Origin of the sequence: Advenella sp. FME57, assembly GCF_014897675.1 — a bacterium.
Lineage (GTDB): Bacteria > Pseudomonadota > Gammaproteobacteria > Burkholderiales > Burkholderiaceae_B > Advenella.
On sequence record NZ_JABUXU010000003.1, the window covers coordinates 261715 to 287657 of the forward strand.

Sequence of the window (25943 nt, forward strand, 5' to 3'; positions counted from 1 at the left end):
CAATGACTTTTTCGGTCAAGGCCATGCGGCAGCGATCGAATAAAAAAGCAGAATAATGCTGCTGTGCTGAAGGGCAGCGCAGACGGTAAAAGGGCCCGACCGAAGCCGGGCCCTGCCTGATAAGGAGGATACGATGAACAGAATCGTATTACAACTTATCCTGATCAGTATATTGCTGATGTTGCTGGTATACAGCACGCCAGCTTATTGATCAGGGACCGGCGAGTATACGGCTCGCCGGTTTCAGGTTTTAATTTACTCAACTGCTATTTTTTTGTCAATATCGTATTTTCCGATGTGCATACTTGCAAGCATCGGGGTATCGACGTACCCGGCTGGTCCGATCCTAGCGGAAAATCACCGTGCGGTGGTTATTGAGCAGAATGCGATGCTCAACGTGATATTTGACGGCACGCGACAAGACCAGCGATTCAATGTCGCTGCCAACTCGAGTGAGCTCATTGGCTGACATGGTGTGGTCTACCTGCTCGATATCCTGGGCAATAATAGGGCCTTCGTCCAGATCGGCGGTTACATAGTGTGCAGTGGCGCCGATGATTTTTACGCCGCGCGTATGGGCCTGGTGGTACGGGCGGGCGCCTTTGAAGCTGGGCAGAAAACTGTGGTGGATATTGATTGCCCGGCCTTCCAGCGCGCGACAGAAATGATCCGACAGGATCTGCATATAACGGGCCAGTACGACAAGATCGGCCTTGTGGTTTTCTACCAGCGCCAGTACCTGTTTTTCCTGTTCGGCTTTGGTGTCCGGCGTCACGGGCAGGTAATGGAAGGGAATGCCGTAGCCGGTAGCCAGTCGTTCATAGTCGCGATGATTCGAGACGACGGCAACAATTTCAATCGGCAAAGAGCCGCTATTGGCGCGAAACAGCAGGTCATTCAAGCAATGTCCCTGCTTGCTGACCATGATCAGCACGCGTGCTTTTCTTCTGGCGTCGTGCAACTTCCAGGTCATATTGAATTTTTCGCCCAAGGGAATAAATCTGAGGCGGATGTCGTCATGGTTGATCGCGCTGTCCACGCTGAAGTGTACGCGCAGGAAAAAACGCTGGGTTTCTTCGTCCCCATACTGTTGTGAATCAATAATGTTGCCTTCCATTTCAAGCAGCAGGCCGGAAATGGCATGCACAATGCCGGTGCGGTCTGGGCAGGAAACAGTCAGGATGTAATCGTTTTGCATATTCTTTCGCGCGTCGGTAGCGGGTTAGGGGTCAGCGGGAGGACAGGGCCTGGGCCGTCGTTGTGGCAACGGCCAGGGCCGCTGTCAGGCCGGGAGATTCAATGCCGAACAGATTGACCAGGCCGGGTACGCCATGATCACCAGGGCCGGAAATAACAAAGTCGCCCGCCGCTGATGAGGCCGGCACAATTTTGGGGCGAATGCCGGCATAACCCGGTTCCAGGGCATTGTCGGGCAGGCCCGGCCACCAGCTGCGAATGGCCTGGTCAAAAGCGGCGGCATGATCCGGGTTGACTAGATAGTTTTCGTTCTCGATCCACTCGGTATCGGGCCCGAATTTTGCCTGGCCACCCATGTCCAGGGTCAGGTGCACGCCAAGGCCTGCGCTATTGGGCATCGGATAGATCAGGTGAGAAAACGGTGCGCGGCGGTTCAGCGTGAAATAGCTGCCCTTGCAGTAATACTCGCCCGGAATATGTGCCGGGTCAAGCCCGCTGATGTTGCGCGCCAGCGTAGGGGCGTGCAGGCCAGACGCATTAATGAGTGTGCGACAGCGTAAAGTCATGGCTTCGTCCCCGCCGAAATGGCAGGTGAAGGCGCCGTCGGCGTCGATATTCGCGTGCAGCATGGGCGTGCGCAGGATAACCTGGGCGCCGGCGTTTTCTGCATCGCCCTGCAGGGCCAGCATATAGGCGTGGCTATCGATAATGCCGGTTGACGGAGACAGTACAGCGGCGGCGCAGTCAAGTTCGGGTTCCAACTTGCGCGTCTGCTCGGCAGTAAGCCATTGCAGATCGTCTACGCCGTTGGCCTTGCCCTGGGCGGCGATTTTTTCCAGATACGGCACCTGGCTGTCGGCGGTGGCGACCAGCAGCTTGCCCATGCGTTTGTACGGAACATGGCGTGAATCACAATAGGCATAAAGCTGCTTTTTGCCTTCTACACAGAGGCGGGCCTTCAGGCTGCCTTCGGGATAATATAAACCGGCATGAATCACTTCGGAGTTGCGTGAGCTGGTGCCCATGCCGATGGCTTCTTCGGCTTCCAGCACCAAAACTTCGGTTCCCGAACAGGCCAGTTCGCGGGCTATGGCAAGTCCGACAACACCGGCGCCGATGACGATGCATTCAATATCAACACTCATTATGTTTCTGTTAAGGTAGGGGTCAAGTCAAAACTGCCCGCATGATAGACCAGGGGCAGTGAGTCGGTATGGTGACACCGCTCCACCTCGCCGATCAGGATCATATGATCCCCTTCATGGTAGTGATTGCGGTTGTAGCATTCGAACCAGGCCGAGCAATAGCGGTCATCCAGTTTTGGGACCTGTTCATCTGTTGCGCCTGGCGTCCAGACTATGTCGCGGAAACGTTCTTGCGGACTGCCGGCGGAAAACTGGCGGGCCAATGTCAGTTGTTCGGCGTTCAATATGTGGATGTTGTAGCGCGTGATCTGTTCAAATGCTTCCCGGTTGGAAGAGGATTTGATCAGGCTCCAGAGCACCAGCGGGGGGTTCAGCGAGACAGAATTGAAGGAGCTGACGGTCAATCCGATGGGATGGCCGGTTTGCGGATGATTGGCCGTCACGATGGTGACGCCGGTCGCAAAGCGGCCCAGCGCAGACTTGAAATCCCGAGAGTCAAAATCCGGAGCCTGTGCGCTCATTGTCTTGATACCTTATTTCTTAGCTTTATGATCATGTCAGGGAGACAGGCGAACCATGGACCAGCGTGCGTCCTGGTCACGCGTATAACGAAGCCGGTCATGCAGCCGCGACGGGCGGCCCTGCCAGAACTCGATCATTTCCGGAATCACGACATAGCCTCCCCAGTGGGGCGGTTTTGGGACTGTGTCGCCAAATTTTTCCCTGAAATCCTCTGCGCGTTCTTCCAGTTCTTCGCGGGTAATCACTTGGCTTTGCTTGGATGCCCAGGCGCCGATTCGGGAGCCCAGCGGACGGCTGACGAAGTAGTCGGTCGACTCCGCTTCGGGGAGTCGCTGCGCGATGCCGTTGATATGAACCTGACGTTCCAGTCCCAGCCAGACGAATAGCAGGCTGACCGCTGCATTGCCGGCAATATCGTGGCCCTTGCCCGATTCGTAGTTGGTGAAAAAGGTGAAGCCTTCGGCCGTCAGGTCCTTGAGCAGGACTGTGCGGGAGGAAGGTCTGTGGCGCGCGTCGACGGTGGACAGCACCATGGCGTTGGGTTCCTTGATGCCGCCGGCGACGGCATCGTTGAACCAGCGTTCGAATTGTTTGATCGGGTCGGGATCGGCCTGGGATTCCAGAAGCACGTTCTGTTCGTAGTTCTGGCGTAAATCTGCGAGCGTCATAATTACTTCTTCAGGGAAAATACCTAAAGGAATAGTGTACTGCACTTGGGCGGATTTCCCCGGCAATTCCCGGTCGCCGACAGCAGATTTCCCGGTCAGGTAGCTGGTTTTGCCGGGTATGTTTTTTTGAGCGTATCTGCCAGTTTGAACAGGGCATGATCCTGGATGTTGGCATCCGACAGGGCATGCGCGGTTTCGATCACATATTCAGGGCACGGGCCGTTCTGACCGGTGGCGTTCAGGATGATCTGCAGGGTTTCCTCGAAGGTCAGGTCCTTGGCGTAGGCGTGATTTTCCCGGTCCATGATAAAGGCCAGGGCGCGTACCGTACCGTGTTCTGTTTCGCAGTGGGTCCAGGTTGGGATATAGGCGCCCGAGACCATTTCGCGTTTCCACAAGGCGCGAAATTCTTGTTCCAGCGCATCGGGCCGCAGTTTGAAGACTTTGCCTTCGCATTTTCCTCCTTCGTCCAGGCCAAACACCAGACCAGGCCGTTCCGGGGTCCCGCGGTTGACGCTGGACCACAGGCACAGTGCACGATGGTAACCATGGAGGGTGGCAAGACGGCATTCCTGGAATTCGAATTCAGGACGCCAGATAAGGGATCCGTAACCAAAAACCCATACGTTGCCCGGGTCGGTGCCGGCCAGGTTCTGCTGCATGGAGTGTTCGACTTCTTCGTCGGTCCACAGACGGAACTGGCGGATATGGTCGAGTGCTTTTTGTAAGGGATTCCTGATTAGTTCAGCCACGGAAATGAACTTCTTTGAATGTGCATTAAAATATTACAGGAGTCCGGAGCGCAGATGAAGCCAGACCAGCCGGACGCCGGCGGTTAAATCTCTGTAACAAGTTTAGTATAGGTCAGATTCGATTGGAATGGATACAACTATTAACGATAAGCAAAGACGTTTCAGCGGTTTACAGCGCCTGTATGGCGATGGAGCAACAGCACGCCTGGAGCAGGCCCATGTCATGGTGGCGGGAATCGGCGGCGTGGGCTCGTGGACAGCAGAGGCCCTGGCCCGTTCCGGCGTGGGCGAACTGACGCTAATCGACCTGGATCATATCGCCGAATCCAATGTGAACCGGCAGATTCATGCGCTGTCGGCCACATTTGGTCAGGCTAAAATTCAGGCCATGGCTGATCGCATTGCCGGGATCAACCCCGATTGCCGCGTGAACCTGGTAGACGATTTTCTGGGACCCGATAATGTCGATACGCTGCTGCAGGCGCGACCCGTAAGCGTTCTGGTGGACGCCACCGACCAGGTCGCGGCCAAAATCGCCATGGTGCTGGCCAGCCAACGTGAGCAAATTTCATTTATTATGTGTGGCGGCGCCGGCGGCAAGCTGGATGCGCTCACGCTGACCGCCGGTGATTTGTCCGCGGCGCGCAACGACGCGTTGCTGGGTCGTATCCGGCAACAGTTGCGTAAGCATCATGGGTTTGCCAAAGGCTCGGATCGACACGGCAAGGCCCTGCGCAAGGCGCCTGCCATGCGCGTTTTTGCGCTCTGGTTCGACCAGCCTGCCATTTTGCCCCAGGCATGGGGGGCGCCGGCAGAAAGCGGCGGTCCTCAGGGCTTGTCCTGCGCCGGCTATGGATCTGCGGTAACGGTAACAGCAGCAATGGGTATGGCGGCGGCCGGCGAGGCGATTCGCAGGATCCTGGCCTGATCGCAAGCGCATTGCGGCGTTGCCGATATAGCGATGTCTTGAACAAAAAAACGGCAGAACATGGCCATGGTCATGGTTTTTGGCATGGCCGCGGCTGCGCGTGCGCTTTGGCACGGTGGCGATGGGCTGAGGCGAGAGGTGAATGGTAGGTGTAAAGTGAATGGCAGGGTGCGAAGTCAAGGGTGAAGGGGCGATCGTTGATGCACGACTTGCCGCGCGGTTTGCCTGGTTCGACGAAGGCGCCCAGTTGTATTTTGGCTTCGGTAGTGGCACATAAAAGACATTTTTCCATAAATTACCCGGGTAATATTTAAATTTTATTTATATCCGGGTAATATTTGGGTTGCACTTATCAAGCCGACCAAGGAGTTCCACCAATGGCTGCAACCCCTGAACAAACCTATACCGTATTCTATGGATACCGCAAGCTCGCCTCCGGTACGCTGTCCCAGGTGGCGACGGCATATCGGACCGCCCTGAAAACACCGTCAACCAGTGCGGTATTGATATTCGACGATGCTTCCGGTCGTTCGACCGATATTGATGTGCGGCTGCTGGATGCCGCAGCGCCAAACGATCAGCAGGAAGGTCTTAACCCACAGCTCACAACTTTGCGCACTGGTAGCGGGGCAGCAGGGGCGCCTAAGCCCGATATGACGGACGCCACCGCTTCTTCATCGCCTCTTGCAACGTTGACGCAGGCACCGCAGGAGAGCGGCCATCAGGCTGTGCGGCGACGCGGCCGACCGAAGCTGGGGGTGATTTCCCGGGAGGTGACGCTGCTGCCCAGACATTGGGAATGGCTGGCCGCCCAGCCAGGGGGCGCATCGGTCGCGTTGCGTAAGTTGGTTGAAGCGGCCCGGCTCCGCAACACGGACCGTGATGCCCGGCGCGCAGCCCAGGAACGGGCCTATCATTTCATGCTGGCGCTGGGCGGTGATCTGCCCGGCTACGAAGAGGCTACCCGGGCGCTGTTTGCTGATGATATGGCTGCGCTGAAAACGCACGTTGCCGGTTGGCCAGACGATGTGCGCACGCATGCGCTGATGCTGGCCACTGGCGACTGAGGGCGGCCATGATGTCCGATTGCGCCGCCCGGCTTTCGGTACCGTGCGCGACTCATTGCAGCGTAGCGGCTTTGCTGCCGGCTGCGATTGACGGGCGCGGCGGCACCGCAGTTCCTGAGCGAGGCAGGCCGCGGTGCAGGTGGGATGCCCGATTTACACCACAATCACGACGCCAGGGCCGGCGTTACTTCAGACGTGCGAGTCAGAAACTCGTCAAGGACGAGGCCTGTATGGGACACGGATTTTTTCGCAATAATGTCCTGCACCGATCCGACGGCGACAACCTGTCCACCGCCGTTGCCGCCTTCGGGTCCCATGTCGACAATCCAGTCGGCCTCGGCCATGATGTCCAGGTTGTGCTCAATGACTACGACCGTATTGCCTGCTTCAACCAGCCGGTGCAGTACAACAATCAACTTCTCGACATCGGCCATGGATAGCCCGACGGTGGGCTCATCCAGCACGTACAATGTGTGTGGCCGGCTTGAGGCCCTGCCGGTTTTGATGACGCCTTCGTCGAGCCGCGCCTTCACCAGTTCCGATACCAGTTTGATCCGTTGGGCTTCGCCGCCGGACAGGGTGGGCGAAGGCTGACCCAGTGTGAGGTAGCCCAAACCGACATCTTGCAGCAGTTGCAGTGCGCGCTTGACCCGTGGATGAGCAGCGAAATAGGGGATGGCGTCATCAACTTCCATCTTCAGCACTTGGCCCACATTCTTTTCGCGCAAGCGGATGGCCAGCGTATCCGGACTGAAGCGGTTGCCATTGCACGCCTCGCACGGGACTTTGATGTCGGGCAAAAAGCTCATTTCAATGGTGCGCATACCCTGGCCCTCGCAAATCGGGCAGCGCCCGTCGCCAGTATTGAACGAGAAGCGGGAGGAGCTCCAGCCGCGAATCTTTGCATCGCGGGTTTCCGCAAACTGACGTCGTACATCGTCCCAGAAGCCTATATAGGTTGCCGGGCACGAACGTGGCGTTTTACCGATAGGCGTCTGGTCCACCTCAAGTACGCGGTCCAGGCTTTCCCAGCCGGTGATATCGTCGCAGCCACGCCATGGCGTCGGTGTTTTGGTACCGATCACGCCCTTGAGATTATCCAGCATAACGTCGCGCGCCAGCGAGGATTTACCGGAGCCGGATACACCGGTAATCACACTGAGGTGGCCCTTGGGGATGCGGACATTCACGTGTTGCAGATTATGCAAATGGGCGCGATGGATCTCAATATAATCGGTATTGGCATCGGTGGGCTGGCCGGGTCTTAATGGATGCACCATGGGGTGCGCCAGGTAGCGGCCCGTGAGTGAGTCCGGGTTATTGATGATATCTTCGTAGGTACCCTGGGCCACCACGGTGCCGCCACGCACGCCGGCGCCGGGTCCCATATCGATAATATGTTCGGCGCGGCGAATGGTGTCATCGTCGTGCTCCACCACCACCAGCGTATTGCCATTGCCTTCCAGCCGTGACAGCGCATTGAGCAGAATTCGGTTATCGCGTGGATGCAGGCCGATTGTCGGCTCGTCCAGAATGTAGCATACGCCCTGAAGGTTCGAGCCCAGCTGGGCGGCCAGGCGGATGCGCTGCGCTTCACCGCCGGACAGCGTCGGTGCCGACCGATCCAGGCCCAGGTAGCCCAGCCCGACCTCCTCCATGAAGGACAGACGACTTTTTATTTCATTCAGGATATCGCGGGCAATCTCGGCATCGCGACCTTTCAGAATCAAGCCGGCAAAAAAGGTATGCGCTTCGCTCACTGGCAGCGCCGCCAGATCGGCAATACTGCGGTCTTTCCAGCGCACGGCCAGGGCGTTGCGATTCAGGCGCTGCCCGTGGCAGGCCGGGCAGGCCTGAAGTTCGTGTTCTTCGTCGCCGGACAGATTTTTCCAGGCATCTTCTTCACCGCTTTGTTCTTCATTGAACCCGCTCAGTTTGACGCCAGTCCCGAAGCAGGAGTTGCACCAGCCATGCTTGGAGTTATAGGAAAACAGACGAGGATCGGGTTCGGGGAAACTTATTCCGCAGCTTGGGCAGGCGCGTTTGGTGGAAAAGTGCTGCTGCTCCAGTTCACTGGCGTGCAACGGGTTTGTCGGATCCAGGTCCAGAATGATGCTCATGGTGCCGTGGCCGGTTTCCAGTGCACTGTGCAGGGCCTGCTTCAGGCTGGACTCTGCTGCCGGGGCAATGACCAGATCGGCCACCGGCAATTCGATCGTGTGTTCCTTGTAGCGGTCCAGTCGCGGCCAGGGCTTGACCGGGATGAAGTCGCCGTCGACACGCAGATGGGTATGGCCTTTGCCTTCTGCCCATTTGGCCAGATCGGTGTAGTAACCCTTGCGAGCCGTAACCAGCGGGGCCAGAATGCCGATGTGCCGGCCCTTGCACGAGCTCATGATGCGGGCAAAAATTTGTTCCTGCGATTGCGGTTCCACTGGCACCTGGCAGTCAGGGCAATATTGTGTTCCCAGTTTGACGTAAAGCAGCCGCAGAAAATGGTGGGCTTCGGTCATGGTGCCGACCGTGGATTTTCGCCCACCACGACTGGTACGCTGTTCGATTGCCACGGTGGGCGGGATGCCGTAAATGGCGTCGACATCCGGCTTGCCGGCCGGTTGAACCACGGCGCGCGCATATGCGTTGAGTGATTCCAGATAGCGGCGTTGTCCTTCATTGAAGAGGATGTCGAAGGCCAGCGTTGATTTTCCTGACCCCGACACGCCGGTGATGACCGTAAAGGTGTTATGCGGAATATGAACGTTGACGCCTTTTAGATTGTGCTCCTTGGCGTTCAGGATGTCGATCTGCGAAGGCGTTTCGCGCCGTGCAACAGTCAGCCCCGTACTGCCTGCATAAGCCACCTGCGGCTCCTGCAGTGAAAGCGGCGCGCTGGCGATAATATTGGATTCGTATTCGCGCAAAGCCACACCAGTGTGCGACTGGGCAATGTCCATGACGGTGTCGGGCGTGCCTTCGGCGATAATCCGGCCACCGCCCACGCCGCCTTCAGGGCCGAGATCGATCAACCAGTCGGCGGCACGGATCACGTCCAGATTGTGTTCAATGACCAGCAGGGAATGGCCGGCGCCCAGCAGCTTGCGAAACGCGCCCATGAGCCTGGCGACATCATCGAAATGCAGGCCGGTGGTGGGTTCGTCAAACAGGAACAGGCTGCCTTTTTTGGCGACCTTTGCCGAGGAAATGCCGCTGCGCGCTGCTTCGGCCAGATGCCCGGCAAGTTTCAGGCGCTGCGCTTCGCCGCCCGACAGGGTAGGCACGGGCTGGCCGAGCTTGAGGTACTCCAGCCCCACGTCAATGAGCGGTGAAAGGCTGGTCTGTACGTCGCGCAGGCCTTTGAAAAATGTCAGCGCTTCGCTGACGGTCATGTTCAGCACTTCATCGATGGAGGCACTGTTGCCCAGATGTTCGACACGGATTTCCAGAATCTCTGGGCGGAAACGCTTTCCGTCGCAATCGGGACAGCGAATGTACACGTCGGACAGGAATTGCATTTCCACATGCTCGAAGCCGGTGCCGCCGCAAGTGGGGCAGCGCCCATCGCCGCTGTTGAAGCTGAAGGTGCCGGGCGTATAGCCGCGCTCACGGGCCGCCGGCGCTTGCGAGAACAGCTTGCGGATCGCATCGAAGGCGCCGACATAACTGGCCGGATTCGATCTGGCGGTTTTGCCGATCGGACTTTGATCGACCATGACGACGCCGGCGATTTGTTCGGCGCCAAGCAGACGGGTGAAGGGGCCGGGTGCTTCAGTCGGGCGACCGAAATGTTTGAGCAGCGCAGGGTAGAGCACATCCTGAACCAGGGTGGATTTGCCTGAACCCGAGACGCCGGTCAGGCAGACCAGGCGACCCAGCGGAAAGGCGGCGTCGATGCCCTGCAGGTTATTGGCGCTGACGCCTTCGATGATCAGCTTGGGGGTATTGGGTTGCACCGGCATCGGGCGTGGCGCTTCGACACGCAACTGGCCGCTTAAGTAGCGGCCGGTGAGCGAGCTGCCTTCGCGCAGGCGCTGCGGCGTGCCGTCAAAGACAATCTGACCTCCACGTTCGCCCGGCCCGGGGCCGATGTCCAGAATACGGTCGGCCGCAACCATGACCTGCGGATCATGCTCGACCACCACCAGCGTATTGCCGGCATCGCGCAGACGATGCAACACCTGGACAATCCGGTGCATGTCGCGCGGATGCAGGCCAATGGATGGTTCATCCAGGACAAATAGCGTGTTGACCAGGGAGGTGCCCAGTGCGGTGGTCAGGTTGATGCGCTGGACCTCGCCGCCAGACAGGGTGCGGCTTTGCCGGTCCAGGCTGAGGTAACCCAGGCCCACGTTGCACAGGAAGTCCAGCCGGCTGCGGATTTCCTGGAGCACCAGATCCATGGCGCTGTCCATGAATACGGAAAGCGCCAGCGTGGCAAAAAAATCGCGCACCTGTGTGATAGGCAGGCGCATCAGATCATGAATGCCAAGGCCATCCAGCGCGGTAAGCGCAGGGACGGACCACTTCGCATGCACCGGCATGAAACGGGTGTAGGTTCCCATGATGTCGTTACCGACCGGCGCATCGCCCAGTCGCCACAGCGTTGCGTCGGGTTTGAGACGCGAGCCATGGCAGGCCGGGCAGGGGGTGTAGCTACGGTATTTGGACAGCAGCACGCGCACATGCATCTTATAGGACTTGGTTTCGAGCCAGTCAAAAAAGCGCTGTACGCCATACCACTGATGCTTCCAGGCCGATGGGCCGCCTTTCCACTCGGGATCGCCATACAGCACCCAGTGCTGTTCTGCATCATTGAGCTGTTTCCATGGCGTGTCGGTGCGGATGCCTGCCTTTTTGGCGTATTGCATCATTTCGGTCTGACACTCATTGTAGCTGGGCGTCTGCCAGGGTTTAATGGCGCCATCCTGCAGTGTTTTGGTTTCGTCAGGAATAACCAGGCCGAAGTCGATACCCATGGCGCGGCCGAAGCCGCGGCAGGTTTCGCAGGCGCCCAGGGGGGAGTTGAAGGAAAAAGTGCTGGGCAGTGGCGACGAATAGGTAATATCGCAGTTGGCGCAGTGCAACTGTTCGCTGAACTTCCATGATTGCAGCGGATTGCTGTCATTGTCGACAGCGTACACCGTGCACATACCGGTCCCGTAGCGCAGGCAGGCTTCCAGCCCTTCGATGACCCGCGACTTTTCTGTGGTGGAAAAACGGAAGCGGTCCTGGACCACATGCAGGACACGGCTTATTTCCACTTTTTGCGACTTGCCGCGTCCTTTGGGCGTTACAGTTGCACTGCGTTCCTCTTCGGCATGAACTCGGGTATAGCCTTGTTGTTCAAGATACTGGCGGACTTCTTCCTCGCTGTAGTTGCCGGGAACGACCACAGGAAAGGTGAGGATCAGGCGCGGATCGCTCAACGCTGGCGTGGTCGTTGAGAGAAATTCATAAATAGTGTCCGGATTGTCCTTGCGCACTTCGGTCGAACATTGGCGGCAGTACAGCCTGGCTGCACGGGCAAACAGCAATTTGATGTGGTCGTTCAGTTCGGTCATGGTGCCGACCGAGCTGCGCGAATTGCGCACCGGATTGGTCTGATCGATGGCAATGGCGGGCAGAATGCCTTCAATGCGGTCGGCCTGGGGCTTGTCCATGCGGTCCAGAAATTGTCGCGCATAGGGGGAAAAAGTTTCTACGTACTTGCGCTGACCTTCTGCATAAAGCGTATCAAAGGCGAGCGAGCTTTTGCCTGAGCCTGATACCCCGGTAATCACCACGAATTCGCCGGTATTGAAAGCAACATCGAGATTTTTGAGATTGTTTTGTCTGGCGCCGAATATCCGGATCTGCGAACTCATGAAGTGCTCCGAAAGACCCCCTTTTCTGAGTGGGGTGCAATGAGGATGAAGGTGATTCTTACTGTATAAATAAACAGTTATAATATTGTCGCATAATAATTGATTTTTGACACGGCGCAGCACCAAAATTCGGCAGGCAGGTTCGGTGCTGTGAGCAGGTCAAGGCTGGAAGATGAGGCCGGCTTGGCAAATATAAAGCGTTGGCGGTATAAAGGGGTATAACGCTAGAGACAATAACCAGCGTCGATGATGCCGGGCGATCGGCGGCGCCGCAGGCAGGCAGAGCATCGGGCGTTGGCCCTCTGGCGCTGAAGAATCTGTCGTTGAGAATCTGTCGTTGAAAAATCTATCGCTGAGATCCTGTCACAGGGCCTGTCTGCCCGGTTTGTATTGTCCCTGCAATGGGATTACACTTTCGCACGCTGGCCCACATGGCCATTGACCACTGCTGGATGAACGTTACCATATGAAAACTGAACCGCTATTGCATTCAACCGAGCCCCTGGGGCTGACCATGGGCGATGCCGCGGGTATTGGCCCCGAACTGGTGGCCAGGCTGTTCAGCCAGGGACTGCCTGCCAGCACTGTTGTGTACGGAGATGCTGGTGCCATATCGCGGGCGGTCGCTCAATTGGGGCTGGCCCTGCCGGTGACCTCGCATGGCTCGGTGGCGCAGTGGCGGGCAACATGCCAAAACAGGGCAATTTCATCTGAAATACCGGTAATTAGCTGTACCGATCCTTTGCCGGAGGACCTGCCGCTGGGGCAGGTGAATCCGCAGGCCGGCCTGGCATCTTATCAATTTCTCATGAGCGCGATTACAGGTGCCATGGCCGGCGAGATTTCGGCAATTGTCACGGCGCCCATCAACAAGCTGTCGCTGAAAGCGGGCGGCGTTGATTTTCCCGGGCATACTGAAATCCTGGCGCATGCAGCGGGCGTACCGCGGGTTGCGATGATGCTGCTCAACGAGCAACTAAGGGTGATCCTGGTGACCATTCATGTGGCCTTGAGCGAGGTGCCTGCGCTTATTACATTCGAAAGCGAGCTGGATACCATCCGGCTGGCCGATCGCGCCTGCCGGATGGTGGGCCTGGGCTCGCCCCGCATTGCTGTGGCAGGACTCAATCCGCATGCAGGCGAGGGCGGGCGATTTGGCCATGAAGACGAAGCTGTCATCCGGCCGGCGATAGCGGTGGCTCGGGCCGAAGGCCTCGATGTGAGCGGGCCCTATCCGGGCGATACGATTTTCATGCGGGCACGCCGCGGTGAATTTGATATTGTCGTGGCGCAATATCATGACCAGGGCCTGATCCCGGTGAAGTATCTGGGCGTGGACAATGGCGTGAACGTGACGGTGGGCCTGCCGTTTATCCGCACCAGCGTGGACCATGGGACGGCTTACGATATTGCCGGCAAGGGGGTGGCGGATCCGTCATCGCTGCGTGTTGCGTGCGAACTTGCTTTGCAGATGCGCAACCCGAGTGTCTGATTTTCGCTCCGGCACCGTGTGTTACTGCAAGATTCGTGGATAAATGCCTGATTTAATGCTAGAATGCCTGATTACGTAAAATATTCTCGGAGAATCTCATGGCAGAAGTCAAACGCACTCGCCGCAACACGCTGGAGCGTCGTTGCCTGGGTAAAGCATTCAAGCGTCTTTTTGTGCGCTCACCCAAAGGCGTGTTCAAAATGCTGGAAAAAGTAAAGCGCGCATAATCGGCGCAGCGGGCAAGGGCTTCATTGCCGGCGACCGTGTATGAAGTGTCTTCCGTAGATGCCCTATGGGCGTTAATTGACAGGAAGAGGCTGCCAATAGCAGTATTGTATTGCGTCGTTTTTTCATTGTGTGAAATGGTAATGCGACGTATTGCTATATGGTATCCGATGGCGTCTTTTCGCTAAACGTCAGAGTTTGAAAAAGCCACTTGCGCAAGTGGCTTTTTTCTCGCCTGTTTGTCGGGGGCGGCGGCGCCTGGTCAAGTTTTGCAGGTATGTTGCGCTGATCCGATACGATCCGTTACTACGCAAGACAGCTTACTTTTTGCTACAAGTTGCACATCGTTTTCATCACTTTCTCTGCTATCGTAAATCAACAAAAATAAAATAATGATCGGATTGAATACGTAAAGCCATGACGCAAAATCTTTATTTTTTTACGGTGTTGACGCCTACCTACAACCGCGCTCATACCCTTGAGCGCGTCTACCAGTCGTTGTGCGAGCAGCAGTTCAAGGATTTTGAGTGGCTGGTTATCGACGACGGTTCGACCGACAATACCCGCAATAGAATAGAAACGTGGCAAGTCGATTCGCCATTTCCGATCCGGTATGTATGGCAACCCAATCAGCATAAAAAAACAGCATTCAATACCGGCGTCAAGGAAGCTTGGGGACGTCTGATTGTTGCGCTCGATAGCGATGATACGCTATTGCCCGATTCGCTGCAGTCCATGGCGGATGTATGGCGTAGCATTCCCGATGATTTGAAAAGCGGCTATATCGCGGTGACCGGGCTATGTGCGCGTCCTGACGGCAGTATCGTGGGTGACCGGTTTCCGGAGGACGTCATGGACATGACTTCACTTGATATGAATTTCAAATGTCATGTGAAGGGAGAGAAATTCGGCTGCCTGCAGACACAGGTGCTCAAGCATTTTCCATTTCCCGAAGATATCGACGGTTTTGTCCCAGAAAGCGTGGTCTGGCGGGCGATCGCGCGGGATGGCTATCTGACGCGCTTCGTCAACAAGGTGTTTCGCACCTATTACGAGAGTGCAGATTCGCTGAGTAATGAAGGCGCTGTGTCGGGTGAAAAGCATGCGCTGGGCATTCTGCTGCTGGCTCGCGATACGGTGGTCAATTGCCTGCCGTGGTTCCGCTTCCAGCCCGTGTCTTTTTTGCTGGCGGCGGCGCGATATACACGCTTTCGCATGCATCTGCAGCGAGCCGGCAAGCCCCTGCCGCCTGCTGTGGAATTGCAGGGGAATATGCCAAGATTGCTGGTCTCGCTGATGTATCCGGTGGGATGGGCGCTATATCTGCGGGATCGCCGCCGGCACGCGTAATTGGCCGGCGCCTGTGTTTGGCCAAATTGATCGTGATGCTGGCGCATGACGATCATCAGCGCTTACCGACAATTTATCTTCAACGTATATCTTCACAATGTGTACCCGCAGCGTTAATGCAGCGTGGGCGACGATGTGTCCTGGGGTGTAGCGGGCGGGTCTTCCTCTTCATCGTCGTCGTTTTCTTCGATTTCAAGTAATTCGCCGGGTTCCGGGTCCCGCATGCCGAACGGCAGCAGCTCTTCTATATCGTCTCCCCATTCCACTTCCTCGCCTTCAAAATCAATGCGCACGAAGCGTGCATTTTCGATATCGGTAATCTGGATGCCCCATAGAAATTCGCAGGCATAGACTTCTTCTTCGGGGTTTTCCAGGTCGCTGGATTCGCTGATTAGTCTGGCGCCGGGGCCGCCCATTTCAAGCGTGACAATATCGTCGGGGTTTTCATCTGCAATATCCAGCGGGACGCCGAAAGCGACCCATTCCATCCCGTCTTCGGTGGTATCGATTTCGGCGATAACTGGTTTGGCCAAATAGGCAGTAAGCGCATCTGCAGTTTTTTTCAGTAGCGCGATCTCGTGGTCGGTGAATGTGGGTTCAGGTACAAAACTCATGGCAGTGGTCCGATTTCTGGTCTTATTGTTATTGTAGCCGCCCTCGCGCGGCACGCATCATGTTTATTTCATACAATGGTTATTTGAATTTTTTGCAAGCAAAATTAACTATGGCCCAGTACGTTTATACGATGAATCGTGTCGGCAAAATCGTGCCCCCGAAGCGGCAGATTCTGCGCGACATTTCGCTGTCTTTTTTTCCGGGCGCCAAAATCGGCGTTCTTGGTCTGAATGGATCCGGTAAATCCACGCTGTTGAAAATCATGGCTGGGATAGACCAGGATATTGAAGGCGAAGCCACGCCCATGCCCGGTCTGAAAATAGGGTATCTGCCGCAGGAGCCGCAGCTGGATCCGGAACATACCGTGAGACAATCGGTGGAAGCCGGCCTGGGTGAAGTGTTTGCGGCACGCCAGCGGCTGGAAGAGGTGTATGCCGAGTATGCTGAGCCCGATGCGGATTTTGACAAGCTCGCAGCCGAACAGGCTGAGCTCGAAGCGGTGATTGCCGCCGCCGCATCCAGTGGCGCCGACGATATCGGCACGCAGATGGAAATAGCTGCCGACGCGCTGCGCCTGCCTCCATGGGATGCCGTTGTCGGTAAACTCTCGGGTGGTGAAAAGCGGCGTGTGGCCTTGTGCCGCCTGCTGCTTTCCAAGCCGGACATGCTTTTGCTGGACGAGCCTACCAATCACCTGGATGCTGAAAGTGTTGAATGGCTGGAGCAGTTCCTGCAGAAATTTCCAGGCACCGTGGTGGGTGTGACGCATGATCGCTATTTTCTGGATAATGCGGCCGAATGGATTCTTGAACTGGACCGTGGATACGGTATTCCCTGGAAGGGAAATTACAGTTCCTGGCTCGAGCAGAAGGAAGCCCGACTGGGACAGGAAGAGGCCAGCGAAACGGCGCGCCAGAAAACAATTCGCAAGGAACTGGAATGGGTGCGCCAGAATCCGAAGGGAAGGCAGGCCAAATCCAAGGCGCGTCTTGCCCGTTTTGAAGAACTGTCTTCGCACGAATACCAAAAACGCAATGAAACCCAGGAAATCTTTATTCCCGTAGCCGAGCGTCTTGGCAACGAAGTGATTGAGTTTGCCAATGTCAGCAAGGCCTTTGGCGATCGCCTGCTGATAGACGATTTGAGTTTCAAGGTTCCGCCTGGCGCAATTGTCGGTATTATCGGCCCCAACGGCGCTGGTAAATCCACGCTGTTTCGCATGATCGCCGGACAGGAACAACCTGATTCCGGTGAAGTGAAAATCGGCCAGACCGTGAATGTTTCATTTGTGGATCAATCGCGCGAAACACTGGCCAATAACCAGAGTGTGTTCGATTTTGTATCACAGGGATCGGATGTGCTCAATGTAGGGCGGTTTGAAATTCCCGCTCGCGCCTATCTGGGCCGGTTCAACTTCAAGGGATCTGACCAGACCAAGCTGGTGGGACAGCTGTCCGGTGGTGAGCGCGGCAGGCTGCACATGGCCAATACGCTGATCAAGGGCGGTAACGTTTTGCTGCTGGATGAGCCGTCCAATGATCTGGACGTGGAAACCTTGCGTGCCCTGGAAGATGCCCTGCTGGAGTTTGCAGGCGCCGTTATGGTCATCAGCCACGATCGTTGGTTCCTGGATCGTATTGCCACGCATATTCTGGCTTTTGAGGGCGATTCCAATGTCGTGTTTTTTGACGGAAATTATCAGGAATATGAAGCCGACAAGAAAAAACGCCTGGGCGAAGAGGGCGCAAAACCGCGCCGTATTCGCTATAAGGCGCTGAAGTAAACAGTCGCCTTGCTGCGGTCGCACATTGTTGCGCAACAAACGCGACTGCAGCGTTGCATTTTATCAACGCAAACGTGAGGGTTTATTTCAGTTGATATCATTTCGATTGAAATAAAACATCTGTGTAACAAAGCACCACCGCGCAGTTGGTTGCTTAAAGTTTTCCATTGTATAGTGTCAGTAAGGCGTTTGAGACGAGCACTCGCTTGGCCAATACGCGAGACATCTTCATTCCCACTCAGGAGTACATAATATGAAAACGAATATCGTAGCCAAAAGCATCATAGCCGGTAGCCTTGCCATTGCACTGGCAGGATGTGGCGGTATGACTCAGCGCGACAGAAATACTGTCGGCGGTGCAGCCATCGGTGGTATTGCCGGCTCTTTGCTGACCAATGGGGGCACCTTAGGTACGGTCGGTGGCGCCGCTGTCGGTGGTGTGATCGGCAATCAGGTTGGTGGTCGCCGCTAATCGCTAGCGATCGTGCCGTCAGTTTTCATCTGGACCTAAGTTGCCTGATCCGATCAGGCAACTGGCAAGGGTCATTGATTTGAATGTGTCAGGATAGGCCTGATCGGCTCAAATGAAATCAAAGGACCGAGTTCTGCATCAGGCAGCACTCGGTCCTTCTCATTTTGATTTGCGTTATCGCTTTGGGAATAGGCATTGGTTTGCGTGCGGGTTCATTTTTTTGAAAAGACTCCCTGGCTTCACGATTTTGTGCGCCTATGACTCCATGAGTCGTTGCACTGGGCGACGTTTTTGCCAAGCGTGCGACTTGCTATGATAGCGATCGGGTACGTTGCCGGCATGATATAAAACAGCACCGCAATACCGTCAACTGCTGCGGGTTTTGTGGTGCTGTTCAATGTGGCTTGCTGCCTGGGCTTTGCTCGCGCAGCACCAGGTGACAGCAGCTATGGGGTAGGTGCCAACACAACTGTGATGGCAGTACGTAGACGTGTATCAGCCGACCTTTGCGATCGCGTCTTTGGGATCCTGAGGCATTTCGATTTTGACTTCGAGTACTTCCAGATTGCCATGCTTGTCTACATTGACTTTCAGGTCTTCCGGATTGATTTTAATATACTTGGAAATGACTTCGATCAGATCTTTTTGCAGCTGTGGAAGAAAATCTGGTGCGCTGGTCGCGCCTTCCTTGCGCTCATGCGTAATGATGAGCTGAAGGCGTTCTTTGGCAACGCTGGCCGATGATTTTTTTTCACCAAGAAGAAATTTCAGGAAGGACATATTACTTGCCTCCGAAAAGTCGTTTGAAGAAGCCCGGTTTGTTGTAGTCGGTAAAGCGCAACGGTTTTTCTTCGCCCAGGTAACGTGCAACGATGTCCTGATACGCTTCGGACACATCAGATTCTTTCAGATGAATGGCAGGAACACCGGAGTTGGATGCCTGCAGGACTGATTCGGATTCTGGCACGACGCCGATCAGCTTGATGCGCAGGATATCTTCGATATCCTTCAGGGACAGCATTTCACCGTCTTCAACGCGTTTTGGACTGTAGCGGGTGAGCACCAGGTATTCCTTGACGGCGTCTTCACCCAGTTCAGAGCGACGCGACTTGGAGGACAGGATACCCAGAATGCGATCGGAGTCGCGTACCGAGGAGACTTCGGGATTGGTCACGACCAACGCATCGTCAGCAAAATAGGCAGCCATGAGCGCACCGGTTTCAATGCCGGCGGGCGAATCACATACGATATATTCAAAATCCATCGCCTTGAGATCATTCAGCACTTTTTCCACGCCTTCGCGCGTAAGTGCGTCCTTGTCGCGGGTCTGTGACGCAGGCAGGATGAACAGGTTTTCCAGCTGTTTGTCCTTGATCAGCGCCTGGTTCAGCGAGGCTTCGCCCTGAATGACGTTGACGAAATCGTACACGACGCGGCGTTCGCATCCCATGATAAGGTCAAGGTTGCGCAGGCCCACGTCGAAATCGATGACGGCTGTCTTGTGGCCACGCATGGCTAGGCCGGATGAAAAACTGGCGCTGGTGGTGGTTTTGCCCACGCCGCCTTTACCTGAAGTTACCACAATGATGCGAGTCATGTAAGGTTATTCCTATATATCCGTATGGCTGTAAGTGCCGATATCTTAACGCATATCGGTATGAATTTCTTTTAAAAAACGTTACGGGAGCCAGTGCTATCCCTGGCCGCTGTTGTCGCCCGGAATGAATTTGAGTGTATCGTTGTCCAGTTCGACAATGACTGGCTTTTTATTGAGTTGTGGCTCGATATCGGCGTCAATGACGCGATAGATGCCGGCTATGGCCAGCAGCTCTGCGTCCAGATGCGAAGTGAAAATTCGCGCCGACGCGTTGCCGCGTGCTCCGGCGATGGCCTTGCCGCGCAGCGGGCCGTATACGTGAATGTTGCCGTCGGCGATCACTTCGGCGCCACGGCTGACAACGCCAATAACAATCAGATCGCTGTTGCGCGCATAGACGCGCTGACCGGAACGCAACTGGCGCGCCAGCACCATGGTGGGAACCGGTACCGGCACTTCGCGAATGGTTTCGCGCACGATCGGTTCGGCCGGCTGGGATGGGGTGCGTGAGGAATGGGACGCTTTCCGGGTTTCGGCCGGCGGCGCTTTCGGCGCGGGTGGCGTGTCTTTTTCCGTGGCTGTCGCCACTGTCTGGATATTGGCGGCCGGCGCCATTTTGACCGCATCGGCTACCGGTTCGGTAAGCAGGGTCGGCTCTGGCGGCTGGCGACTATTGAGGGTGGACACGTCGACCTTGCATAGGCCTGCCTGACGGGCACTGTCGATCAGGGCGCCATCGGGCCCCATGACGCCGATAACCGGAAGCTTGTGCCGCGAAAGCAGCGCCACCAGTTCGGCCCAGTCGGGCGCATCGCTCAGGCCGCTGATATCCAGGACAACCGGTTCGTGTGCGAACAGGCTGCCGGCTTCGGCCATTTTCTGTTCCAGCGCCTGCTGCAGCGCTGCCGTATCGGTACTTTTAAGTTCGATCCGGACAACGAAAAGCGAAGCGCTTTTGAATTCGAGGGCAGAGAAAGAGGATTTGGAAGCCACGTTTCAATTCACTTTAATAAATTAGGACCATGAATCCCGCAGCGTAACACAGCGGTTCAATACCGGGTTTTCTGGCGTGGAGTCTTTGGAATCTGCTACAAAATAACCCAGCCGCTCAAATTGCCAGCGGGCGCCGGGTGTGGCGGTAAAGCCCGGTTCTAGCCAGGCGCTGACCCGCTGCATCGAGTCGGGATTCAGGAAATCAAGGAAATTCTTTTCTCCGCTGTCGGGAGACGGGTCGGTGAAGAGCCGGTCGTAGAGCATGACCGTGGCCGGTACGGCATGGGCCGCACTGATCCAGGTAATATTGCCTTTGACCTTCACGCTGTCGGCACCCGGCGTACCACTCTTGGTGTCGGGAAGATATTCGGCATAAACATGCGTAATGGTGCCGGCCTCGTCCTTGTCAAAGCCGGTACATTTGATCACATAAGCATATTTGAGCCTGACGGTATTGCCGGGGAACAGGCGGAAATATTTTTTGGGTGGTTCTTCGCGGAAATCGTCGCGTTCTATCAGCAATTCGCGCGAAAAGGGGAACTGGCGCCGGCCGGCCTGCGCGTCGTGCGGGTTGCGCGGGGCGCTGCACGCCTCGGTCTGCCCTTCGGGATAATTGGTGATAATGAGCTTGATCGGATCGAGCACGGCCACACTGCGATCGGCAATCGGATCCAGGTCATCGCGCAGCGCCTGTTCAAGCAGACTATAGTCAATCCGCGAGTCGGACTTGGATACGCCCAGGCGATCGCAGAAAAGCTTGAGGGCAGACGGCGTATAGCCACGGCGACGCAGTCCGGTAAGGGTGGGCATGCGCGGATCATCCCATCCGGTGACATGACCCTCGCGCACCAGTTGCAGCAGTTTGCGCTTGCTGGTCACGACATGCTTGAGGTTGAGACGGGCAAATTCATATTGGCGGGGCAGCGGGTCGCGCAATTGGCCCAGTTCCATCAGTCGGGCCAGCACCCAGTCGTAGAACGGCCGCTGGTCTTCGAACTCAAGGGTACAGATGCTGTGGGTGATGCCTTCGAGCGCATCCTCTATCGGATGGGCGTAAGTGTACATAGGGTAGATGCACCAATCGTTACTGGTGCGGTGATGCGCCGCATGGCGAATGCGATATAGCACCGGGTCCCGCATATTGATATTGGGCGAGGCCATGTCCACTTTGGCGCGCAGAGCCAGGCTGCCGTCGGGGTGCTTGCCCGCTTTCATTTCACGCAGCAGGGTCAGCGATGACTCGGCCGAACGATCACGCCAGGGCGAATTGACGCCTGCAGAGGTAAGCGTGCCGCGGTTGAGCCGGATCTGTTCAGGCGACTGTTCATCGACATAGGCATAACCGCCCTTGATCAGCGCTTCGGCGAAATCGTACATATAGCCAAAGTAGTCGCTGGCAAAATAGCGGTTTTCCTCGCCATCGGGACCTTTGGTGGTAAAACCCAGCCACTCGAGCGTGTCGTCAATGGCATCCACATATTCCTGCTCTTCTTTTTCAGGATTGGTGTCGTCAAAGCGCAAATGGCAGATGCCGCCATAGTCGCGCGCCAGCCCGAAATTCAGGCAGATGCTTTTGGCGTGTCCAATATGCAGGTAGCCATTGGGTTCGGGCGGAAAACGGGTGCGGATGCGGGCCGGATCTTTCGGTGCATTCTGCAAAACCGAGGCAGGGCCGGGTTCGCCGGCCCATCTTTTTGATTGATAGCGGTCGTTGCTCAGATCGTTTTCAATGATGGTTCGCAAAAAATTGGCGGCAGGAAGCTCTGGCGTTGAGGCGGACATATTTTAAAATTTCAATAAATCGATAATATCGACCATTTTGCCATGTTCAGCGGTTAGACTCATGGGAATCGCTCAACTGCCCCGAAATTTAAACTGCTATCGAGAATGTGGGATATTTCATCATTACAGCTGGCAAAACTGCAGTTTTTCAGTTCGCTGTCCTTTTTTGCCGTTTTCGGTCTGAGCACGGTCGTTTTAGGCTGGTTGCTGCTGTTCTGCAAAGGCATGACGCATCGCAAGTCTGCCGACGGGCGCTGGATGGATATGTACCGATTCTGGGTGCGTATTTTCGCGCTTTCGATGACCGTATCGCTGCTTGGCATGATGTTCCTCCTGATTCTGTCCGGCGCCTTATGGCCCAATCTGTTCGTGCGGCTGGGGCCCGTCAGTGGTCCACTTATCGTCCTGATCGCCGCAATTACGTTCGTTATCAAACTGTTCGTGACGGACGTCATGCTGTATCGTCAGGGGACACTTTCATCCTGGCTACATAGCATTTTTGTATTGCTGGCCGCGCTTGGCCTGACCGTGATTGCCGTGTTGTTGATCTGCTTTCAGAGCTGGCTGCATTTTCCGGCCGGACTGGCGCCTGACACCATCCCGCTTACCCTGATCGACTGGCGTGTGTTTATTGTGCAGGCCCAGGCCTGGCATCGCGTCGCATTCATGATCGCACTGGGCTGCCTGGGCGTCGGTGGACTGATGGTATCGATCAGCGCCAGCGAGGCCCTGACCAAACCCTTGAATGCAGCCGAACAGCTGGGATTCAGAATAGGCACCGGGTTGACGACCCTGGGGCTGGGTATGCTGGCCGCCATCGGCGCTGTTTTTCAAACCGAACTGTTCCGGCAGGCAGCGCCGCTGCCGATAATCGGGCTTTGGGCGCAAAAACTTGTGCTCGGCGTACTCTTACTGCTTGCCCTGGTGTCTTTGATCCAGTGGTGCTGGTATCTGAAGCGGCGCAGCGATTTTGGCAAACTGCCGCGCTGGCTGCAGCATGTGCTGGTATGGGTCGGTCCTGCGAGCTGGCTGGCACTGTGGCTGACGCATATCCTGCTGTCGCTGCGCGATGGCCAGTATTTCGTACATGGACTGGTGACCTACGCCGAAGCGTTCAGCCGTGGGCAGGGCGTAGTGCTGATCAGCGCTGTCACCGTGTTCATGTGGCTGTTGTTTGCCGTGATTGTGGCCGGTTTCATTTTCCTGGTGCGCCGCGCCGCTCGCTATGGTGTCGTGCCCGTGCGTAAAATCCGGAGAACGGCATGATCGATACACTGGCGGGTTCTTTGGGACTCAATAGCTACGATCCGGGCTTCTGGATGCCGCTGCTTTGTTTTACTGTATTTCTTGGTGTGTCCATCGCCGCGGCCGTCCTGGACGGATTCGATTTGGGCGTTGGGATGCTGATGCCGTTTGCTACGCCGGAGCAGCGGGCCAGGATGTTCACATTCCTCGGGCCATGGCGCGATATGAACGTCTTCTGGATTTTCTTCGGTTGTGCCATCCTGCTGTCGGCCTTTCCCAAGGCATGGGCGTATGTGAGTGGCGCCTTGTATTTGCCGTTGATGTTGCTGGGTGCTGGCGCCTTACTGCGTGGCGTGGCCTATGAGTTTCGTCTGCGTGCGCTGGCAGGTGGTCGTTCCGTGTTTGCCGCCGCCTTTGCCATTGGCTCGTTGCTGACTGCTTTCGGACAGGGACTGGTGCTTGGCCGTATCGCCGTCAATTTTGGCACCGAGCCCGGCAGTCAATTGTTTGCTGTATTCATTGCGCTGTGTACCGTGGCGACATTCGTGCTGCTGGGCGCCACCTGGCTGCTTATGCGAGTCGAAGATGATCTGCAATTGCAGGCCCGGGGATGGGTGCGCCGGGCTTCCCGCCTGACCGCTGCGGGCGTGGTGGCCGTGTCTGTGGCGCTGGGCATGGTCAACGGCGGGATGTTTTTCAAGTGGACCGAAACAACCCGGCTGCCGGTGGTGCTGATCGGTTGGTTTGCCTTGCTTGCCATGTTCGTGCTGATCGAACTGGTGGTGCGCAAGGTGCAGCGCGTGCGAATCCTTATCTGGCTGCCATTCATTCTCACGGTTCTGATTGTTCTGAGCGTGATCGTCGGACTGGTATTCAGTATTTTCCCGTTTTTTGTATTGGATGAACTGACAATTTGGGAAAGTGTGACCGGCCTGGGAACCACCCGTTTGCTGGTAGCAGCCTTTGCGTTGTTCCTGGTGGTGGTGCCGCTGGTCACGCTGTGGTATTACCGGGATATGCTGGGCAAGGAGCGCAAGGCCAAAGATGTGTCGTTTATGAAGCGGGCGGATTAACCCGGGGCAGGGTCACCGTCACCAGCAGGCCGCCGCTGTCGCTGCTGTCCAGTGTCAGCCTGCCGTTATGCGCACTGACGATGGTTTCTGCCAGGGATAGCCCCAGACCGACGCTTCCGGTCATGGTCCGGGCTGAATCCAGACGCGAAAACGCGCGTAGCGCTTCCGAGCGGCGTTCTGCCGGAATCCCGTCGCCATGATCGGCGACCGAAAGCATCGCCTGCTCGTCGGTCAGCGTCAGATAGACATCTACCGGCGGACGGCCATGCTTGAGCGCGTTGCTGATCAGATTGTCCAGAACGCGGCCCAAAGATAAGGTATCGGCACTGACATAGGCTGTCTTGGCAGGCAGTGGACGCAGATGCACGGGGCTGCCAGCATCGTTCCAGGAAGCGACGCGCTCCTCAACCCAATCGCAGATATTGACGGGCTGGAACTTATAGGTGGCCAGGTCCGATCCCCGCACATAGCTGATGAACTGATCAATCATGTCCTGCATTTCATGCACGTCGTTGCGCATGCCGTCCTTGAACGTCATGTCATCAGTCAGCTCTACGCGCAGTCGCATGCGCGCCAGCGGGCTTTTCAGATCATGGGGCAGCCCGGCCAGCAGGGTTTGCTGTACGGCCTTGGACTCTTCCAGCGCGTCCAGCATGGCGTTGAAGCGTTCGCCGAGCTGACGGGTTTCGGTCGGACCGGCCGGGGTGACGCGTTCCGGCCGTCCTTGCGCCAGTTTGTCTGCGGCCAGGGTGAGACGGGTCAGCGGCCGGGTGATATGCCAGGCGAATCCGGCGGCCAGAATCAATAGCAGGCCGGTCAGGCTCAGCCAGGCGATGGTAATCGCATGCATGTTTGGCGGCTGGATACGGTCCAGCGGAATAACCAGCCATTCGCGGATGAATTGCGTACCGTCATCGTCCGATTGCAGCGAGATGAACATGCGCGGTGTCGGACCGCGTGTCAGGCCGACACGTGTGCCGTCGTCCAGCTCCATATTGAGCCGTTTGACGATTTTCAGGATGTCGCTGCTGGGCTGCTGGGCAAGGCGCGATGGCCCTGGGGTCGGCTTCTGGGCAGCCTGGCGACGGGCGCGCTCCACTTCACGGGCGGCCTCTGGCACAGGGGGGGGGGTGGTGCGATGGGATTGTCGAGTGTGCCACCGCGGCGTCGCCGATT

General features: G+C 56.6%; 21 protein-coding genes. 9 read left to right on the top strand and 12 right to left on the bottom strand.

The genetic code is table 11. From position 1 onward, the window contains the following. Nucleotides 1–346: 346 nt before the first annotated feature. The 5 genes from purU to INT32_RS05910 all read right to left on the bottom strand — a co-directional run bounded on the left by purU (nucleotide 347) and on the right by INT32_RS05910 (nucleotide 4194). Nucleotides 347–1198 carry a formyltetrahydrofolate deformylase gene (gene purU, locus INT32_RS05890; protein ID WP_193087792.1) on the bottom strand — a complete coding sequence of 284 codons (852 nt, stop codon included), beginning with the start codon at nucleotides 1196–1198 and terminating at the stop codon, nucleotides 347–349. A gap of 31 nt (nucleotides 1199–1229) precedes the next feature. After that, nucleotides 1230–2342 (bottom strand): NAD(P)/FAD-dependent oxidoreductase, encoded by a 1113-nt coding sequence (locus INT32_RS05895; RefSeq protein ID WP_193087793.1) that lies wholly within the window; start codon nucleotides 2340–2342, stop codon nucleotides 1230–1232. Then, nucleotides 2342–2863 (bottom strand): flavin reductase family protein, encoded by a 522-nt coding sequence (locus tag INT32_RS05900; RefSeq protein ID WP_193087794.1) that lies wholly within the window; start codon nucleotides 2861–2863, stop codon nucleotides 2342–2344. The genes INT32_RS05895 and INT32_RS05900 overlap by 1 nt, the downstream gene beginning before the upstream one ends. Nucleotides 2864–2899: 36 nt before the next feature. Continuing rightward, nucleotides 2900–3532 (bottom strand): pyridoxamine 5'-phosphate oxidase, encoded by a 633-nt coding sequence (gene pdxH, locus INT32_RS05905; RefSeq protein WP_193087795.1) that lies wholly within the window; start codon nucleotides 3530–3532, stop codon nucleotides 2900–2902. Between the two features lie 95 nt (nucleotides 3533–3627). Further along, a complete protein-coding gene (locus INT32_RS05910; RefSeq protein ID WP_193087832.1) occupies nucleotides 3628–4194 on the bottom strand; it encodes a gamma-glutamylcyclotransferase in 567 nt (188 codons plus the stop codon). 217 nt (nucleotides 4195–4411) lie between these two features. Here INT32_RS05910 and INT32_RS05915 point away from each other — a divergent pair, with 217 nt between their 5' ends. Continuing rightward, the gene (locus INT32_RS05915; RefSeq protein WP_193087796.1) at nucleotides 4412–5212 is read left to right on the top strand and encodes a ThiF family adenylyltransferase; all 801 of its coding nucleotides are present in this window, start codon (nucleotides 4412–4414) and stop codon (nucleotides 5210–5212) included. A gap of 377 nt (nucleotides 5213–5589) precedes the next feature. Continuing rightward, entirely contained in the window at nucleotides 5590–6279 is a 690-nt protein-coding gene (locus INT32_RS05920) for a DUF2239 family protein (RefSeq protein ID WP_193087797.1), read from the top strand. 164 nt (nucleotides 6280–6443) lie between these two features. Here the strand turns inward: INT32_RS05920 and uvrA are convergent, their stop codons facing one another. After that, nucleotides 6444–12140, bottom strand: coding sequence for an excinuclease ABC subunit UvrA (gene uvrA / locus INT32_RS05925; protein WP_193087798.1), 5697 nt, complete (start codon nucleotides 12138–12140; stop codon nucleotides 6444–6446). A gap of 466 nt (nucleotides 12141–12606) precedes the next feature. Here uvrA and pdxA point away from each other — a divergent pair, with 466 nt between their 5' ends. The 3 genes from pdxA (at nucleotide 12607) to INT32_RS05935 (ending at nucleotide 15207) form a co-directional block, all read left to right on the top strand. Beyond that, a complete protein-coding gene (gene pdxA, locus INT32_RS05930) occupies nucleotides 12607–13632 on the top strand; it encodes a 4-hydroxythreonine-4-phosphate dehydrogenase PdxA (protein WP_193087799.1) in 1026 nt (341 codons plus the stop codon). Nucleotides 13633–13730: 98 nt separating this feature from the next. Further along, complete coding sequence (locus INT32_RS22265) at nucleotides 13731–13859, top strand: hypothetical protein (RefSeq protein ID WP_024006693.1); 129 nt, start codon at nucleotides 13731–13733, stop codon at nucleotides 13857–13859. Nucleotides 13860–14274: 415 nt separating this feature from the next. Continuing rightward, nucleotides 14275–15207: a glycosyltransferase family 2 protein gene (locus INT32_RS05935; RefSeq protein WP_193087800.1), complete on the top strand. Its 933-nt coding sequence runs from the start codon at nucleotides 14275–14277 to the stop codon at nucleotides 15205–15207. 113 nt (nucleotides 15208–15320) lie between these two features. Here the strand turns inward: INT32_RS05935 and INT32_RS05940 are convergent, their stop codons facing one another. After that, on the bottom strand, nucleotides 15321–15821 hold the full coding sequence (locus INT32_RS05940; protein WP_193087801.1) for a hypothetical protein: 501 nt from the start codon (nucleotides 15819–15821) through the stop codon (nucleotides 15321–15323). Between the two features lie 110 nt (nucleotides 15822–15931). On the opposite strand from INT32_RS05940, the gene ettA reads away from it, so the two are divergent. Then, the gene (gene ettA, locus INT32_RS05945; RefSeq protein ID WP_193087802.1) at nucleotides 15932–17605 is read left to right on the top strand and encodes an energy-dependent translational throttle protein EttA; all 1674 of its coding nucleotides are present in this window, start codon (nucleotides 15932–15934) and stop codon (nucleotides 17603–17605) included. Nucleotides 17606–17858: 253 nt separating this feature from the next. After that, entirely contained in the window at nucleotides 17859–18077 is a 219-nt protein-coding gene (locus tag INT32_RS05950; RefSeq protein WP_128395392.1) for a glycine zipper 2TM domain-containing protein, read from the top strand. Between the two features lie 495 nt (nucleotides 18078–18572). On the opposite strand, the gene minE is transcribed toward INT32_RS05950, so the two are convergent. The 4 genes from minE to INT32_RS05970 form a co-directional block, all read right to left on the bottom strand. Then, nucleotides 18573–18857 carry a cell division topological specificity factor MinE gene (minE, locus tag INT32_RS05955; protein WP_193087803.1) on the bottom strand — a complete coding sequence of 95 codons (285 nt, stop codon included), beginning with the start codon at nucleotides 18855–18857 and terminating at the stop codon, nucleotides 18573–18575. Between the two features lies 1 nt (nucleotide 18858). Further along, entirely contained in the window at nucleotides 18859–19674 is an 816-nt protein-coding gene (gene minD, locus INT32_RS05960; RefSeq protein ID WP_193087804.1) for a septum site-determining protein MinD, read from the bottom strand. 96 nt (nucleotides 19675–19770) lie between these two features. After that, nucleotides 19771–20667, bottom strand: a complete 897-nt coding sequence (minC, locus tag INT32_RS05965; protein ID WP_193087805.1) for a septum site-determining protein MinC — start codon at nucleotides 20665–20667, stop codon at nucleotides 19771–19773. Nucleotides 20668–20688: 21 nt separating this feature from the next. Next, nucleotides 20689–22449 (bottom strand): glutamine--tRNA ligase/YqeY domain fusion protein, encoded by a 1761-nt coding sequence (locus INT32_RS05970; RefSeq protein ID WP_193087806.1) that lies wholly within the window; start codon nucleotides 22447–22449, stop codon nucleotides 20689–20691. A gap of 105 nt (nucleotides 22450–22554) precedes the next feature. Here INT32_RS05970 and INT32_RS05975 point away from each other — a divergent pair, with 105 nt between their 5' ends. Together INT32_RS05975 and INT32_RS05980 are read left to right on the top strand one after the other, a co-directional pair. Continuing rightward, on the top strand, nucleotides 22555–23715 hold the full coding sequence (locus INT32_RS05975; protein WP_193087807.1) for a cytochrome ubiquinol oxidase subunit I: 1161 nt from the start codon (nucleotides 22555–22557) through the stop codon (nucleotides 23713–23715). Beyond that, nucleotides 23712–24767: a cytochrome d ubiquinol oxidase subunit II gene (locus INT32_RS05980; protein WP_193087808.1), complete on the top strand. Its 1056-nt coding sequence runs from the start codon at nucleotides 23712–23714 to the stop codon at nucleotides 24765–24767. Before INT32_RS05975 ends, INT32_RS05980 begins: the two co-directional genes overlap by 4 nt. Here the strand turns inward: INT32_RS05980 and INT32_RS05985 are convergent. After that, nucleotides 24748–25943: HAMP domain-containing sensor histidine kinase (locus tag INT32_RS05985; protein WP_193087809.1), on the bottom strand; the 1196-nt coding region annotated here is incomplete at its 5' end. The genes INT32_RS05980 and INT32_RS05985 overlap by 20 nt on opposite strands.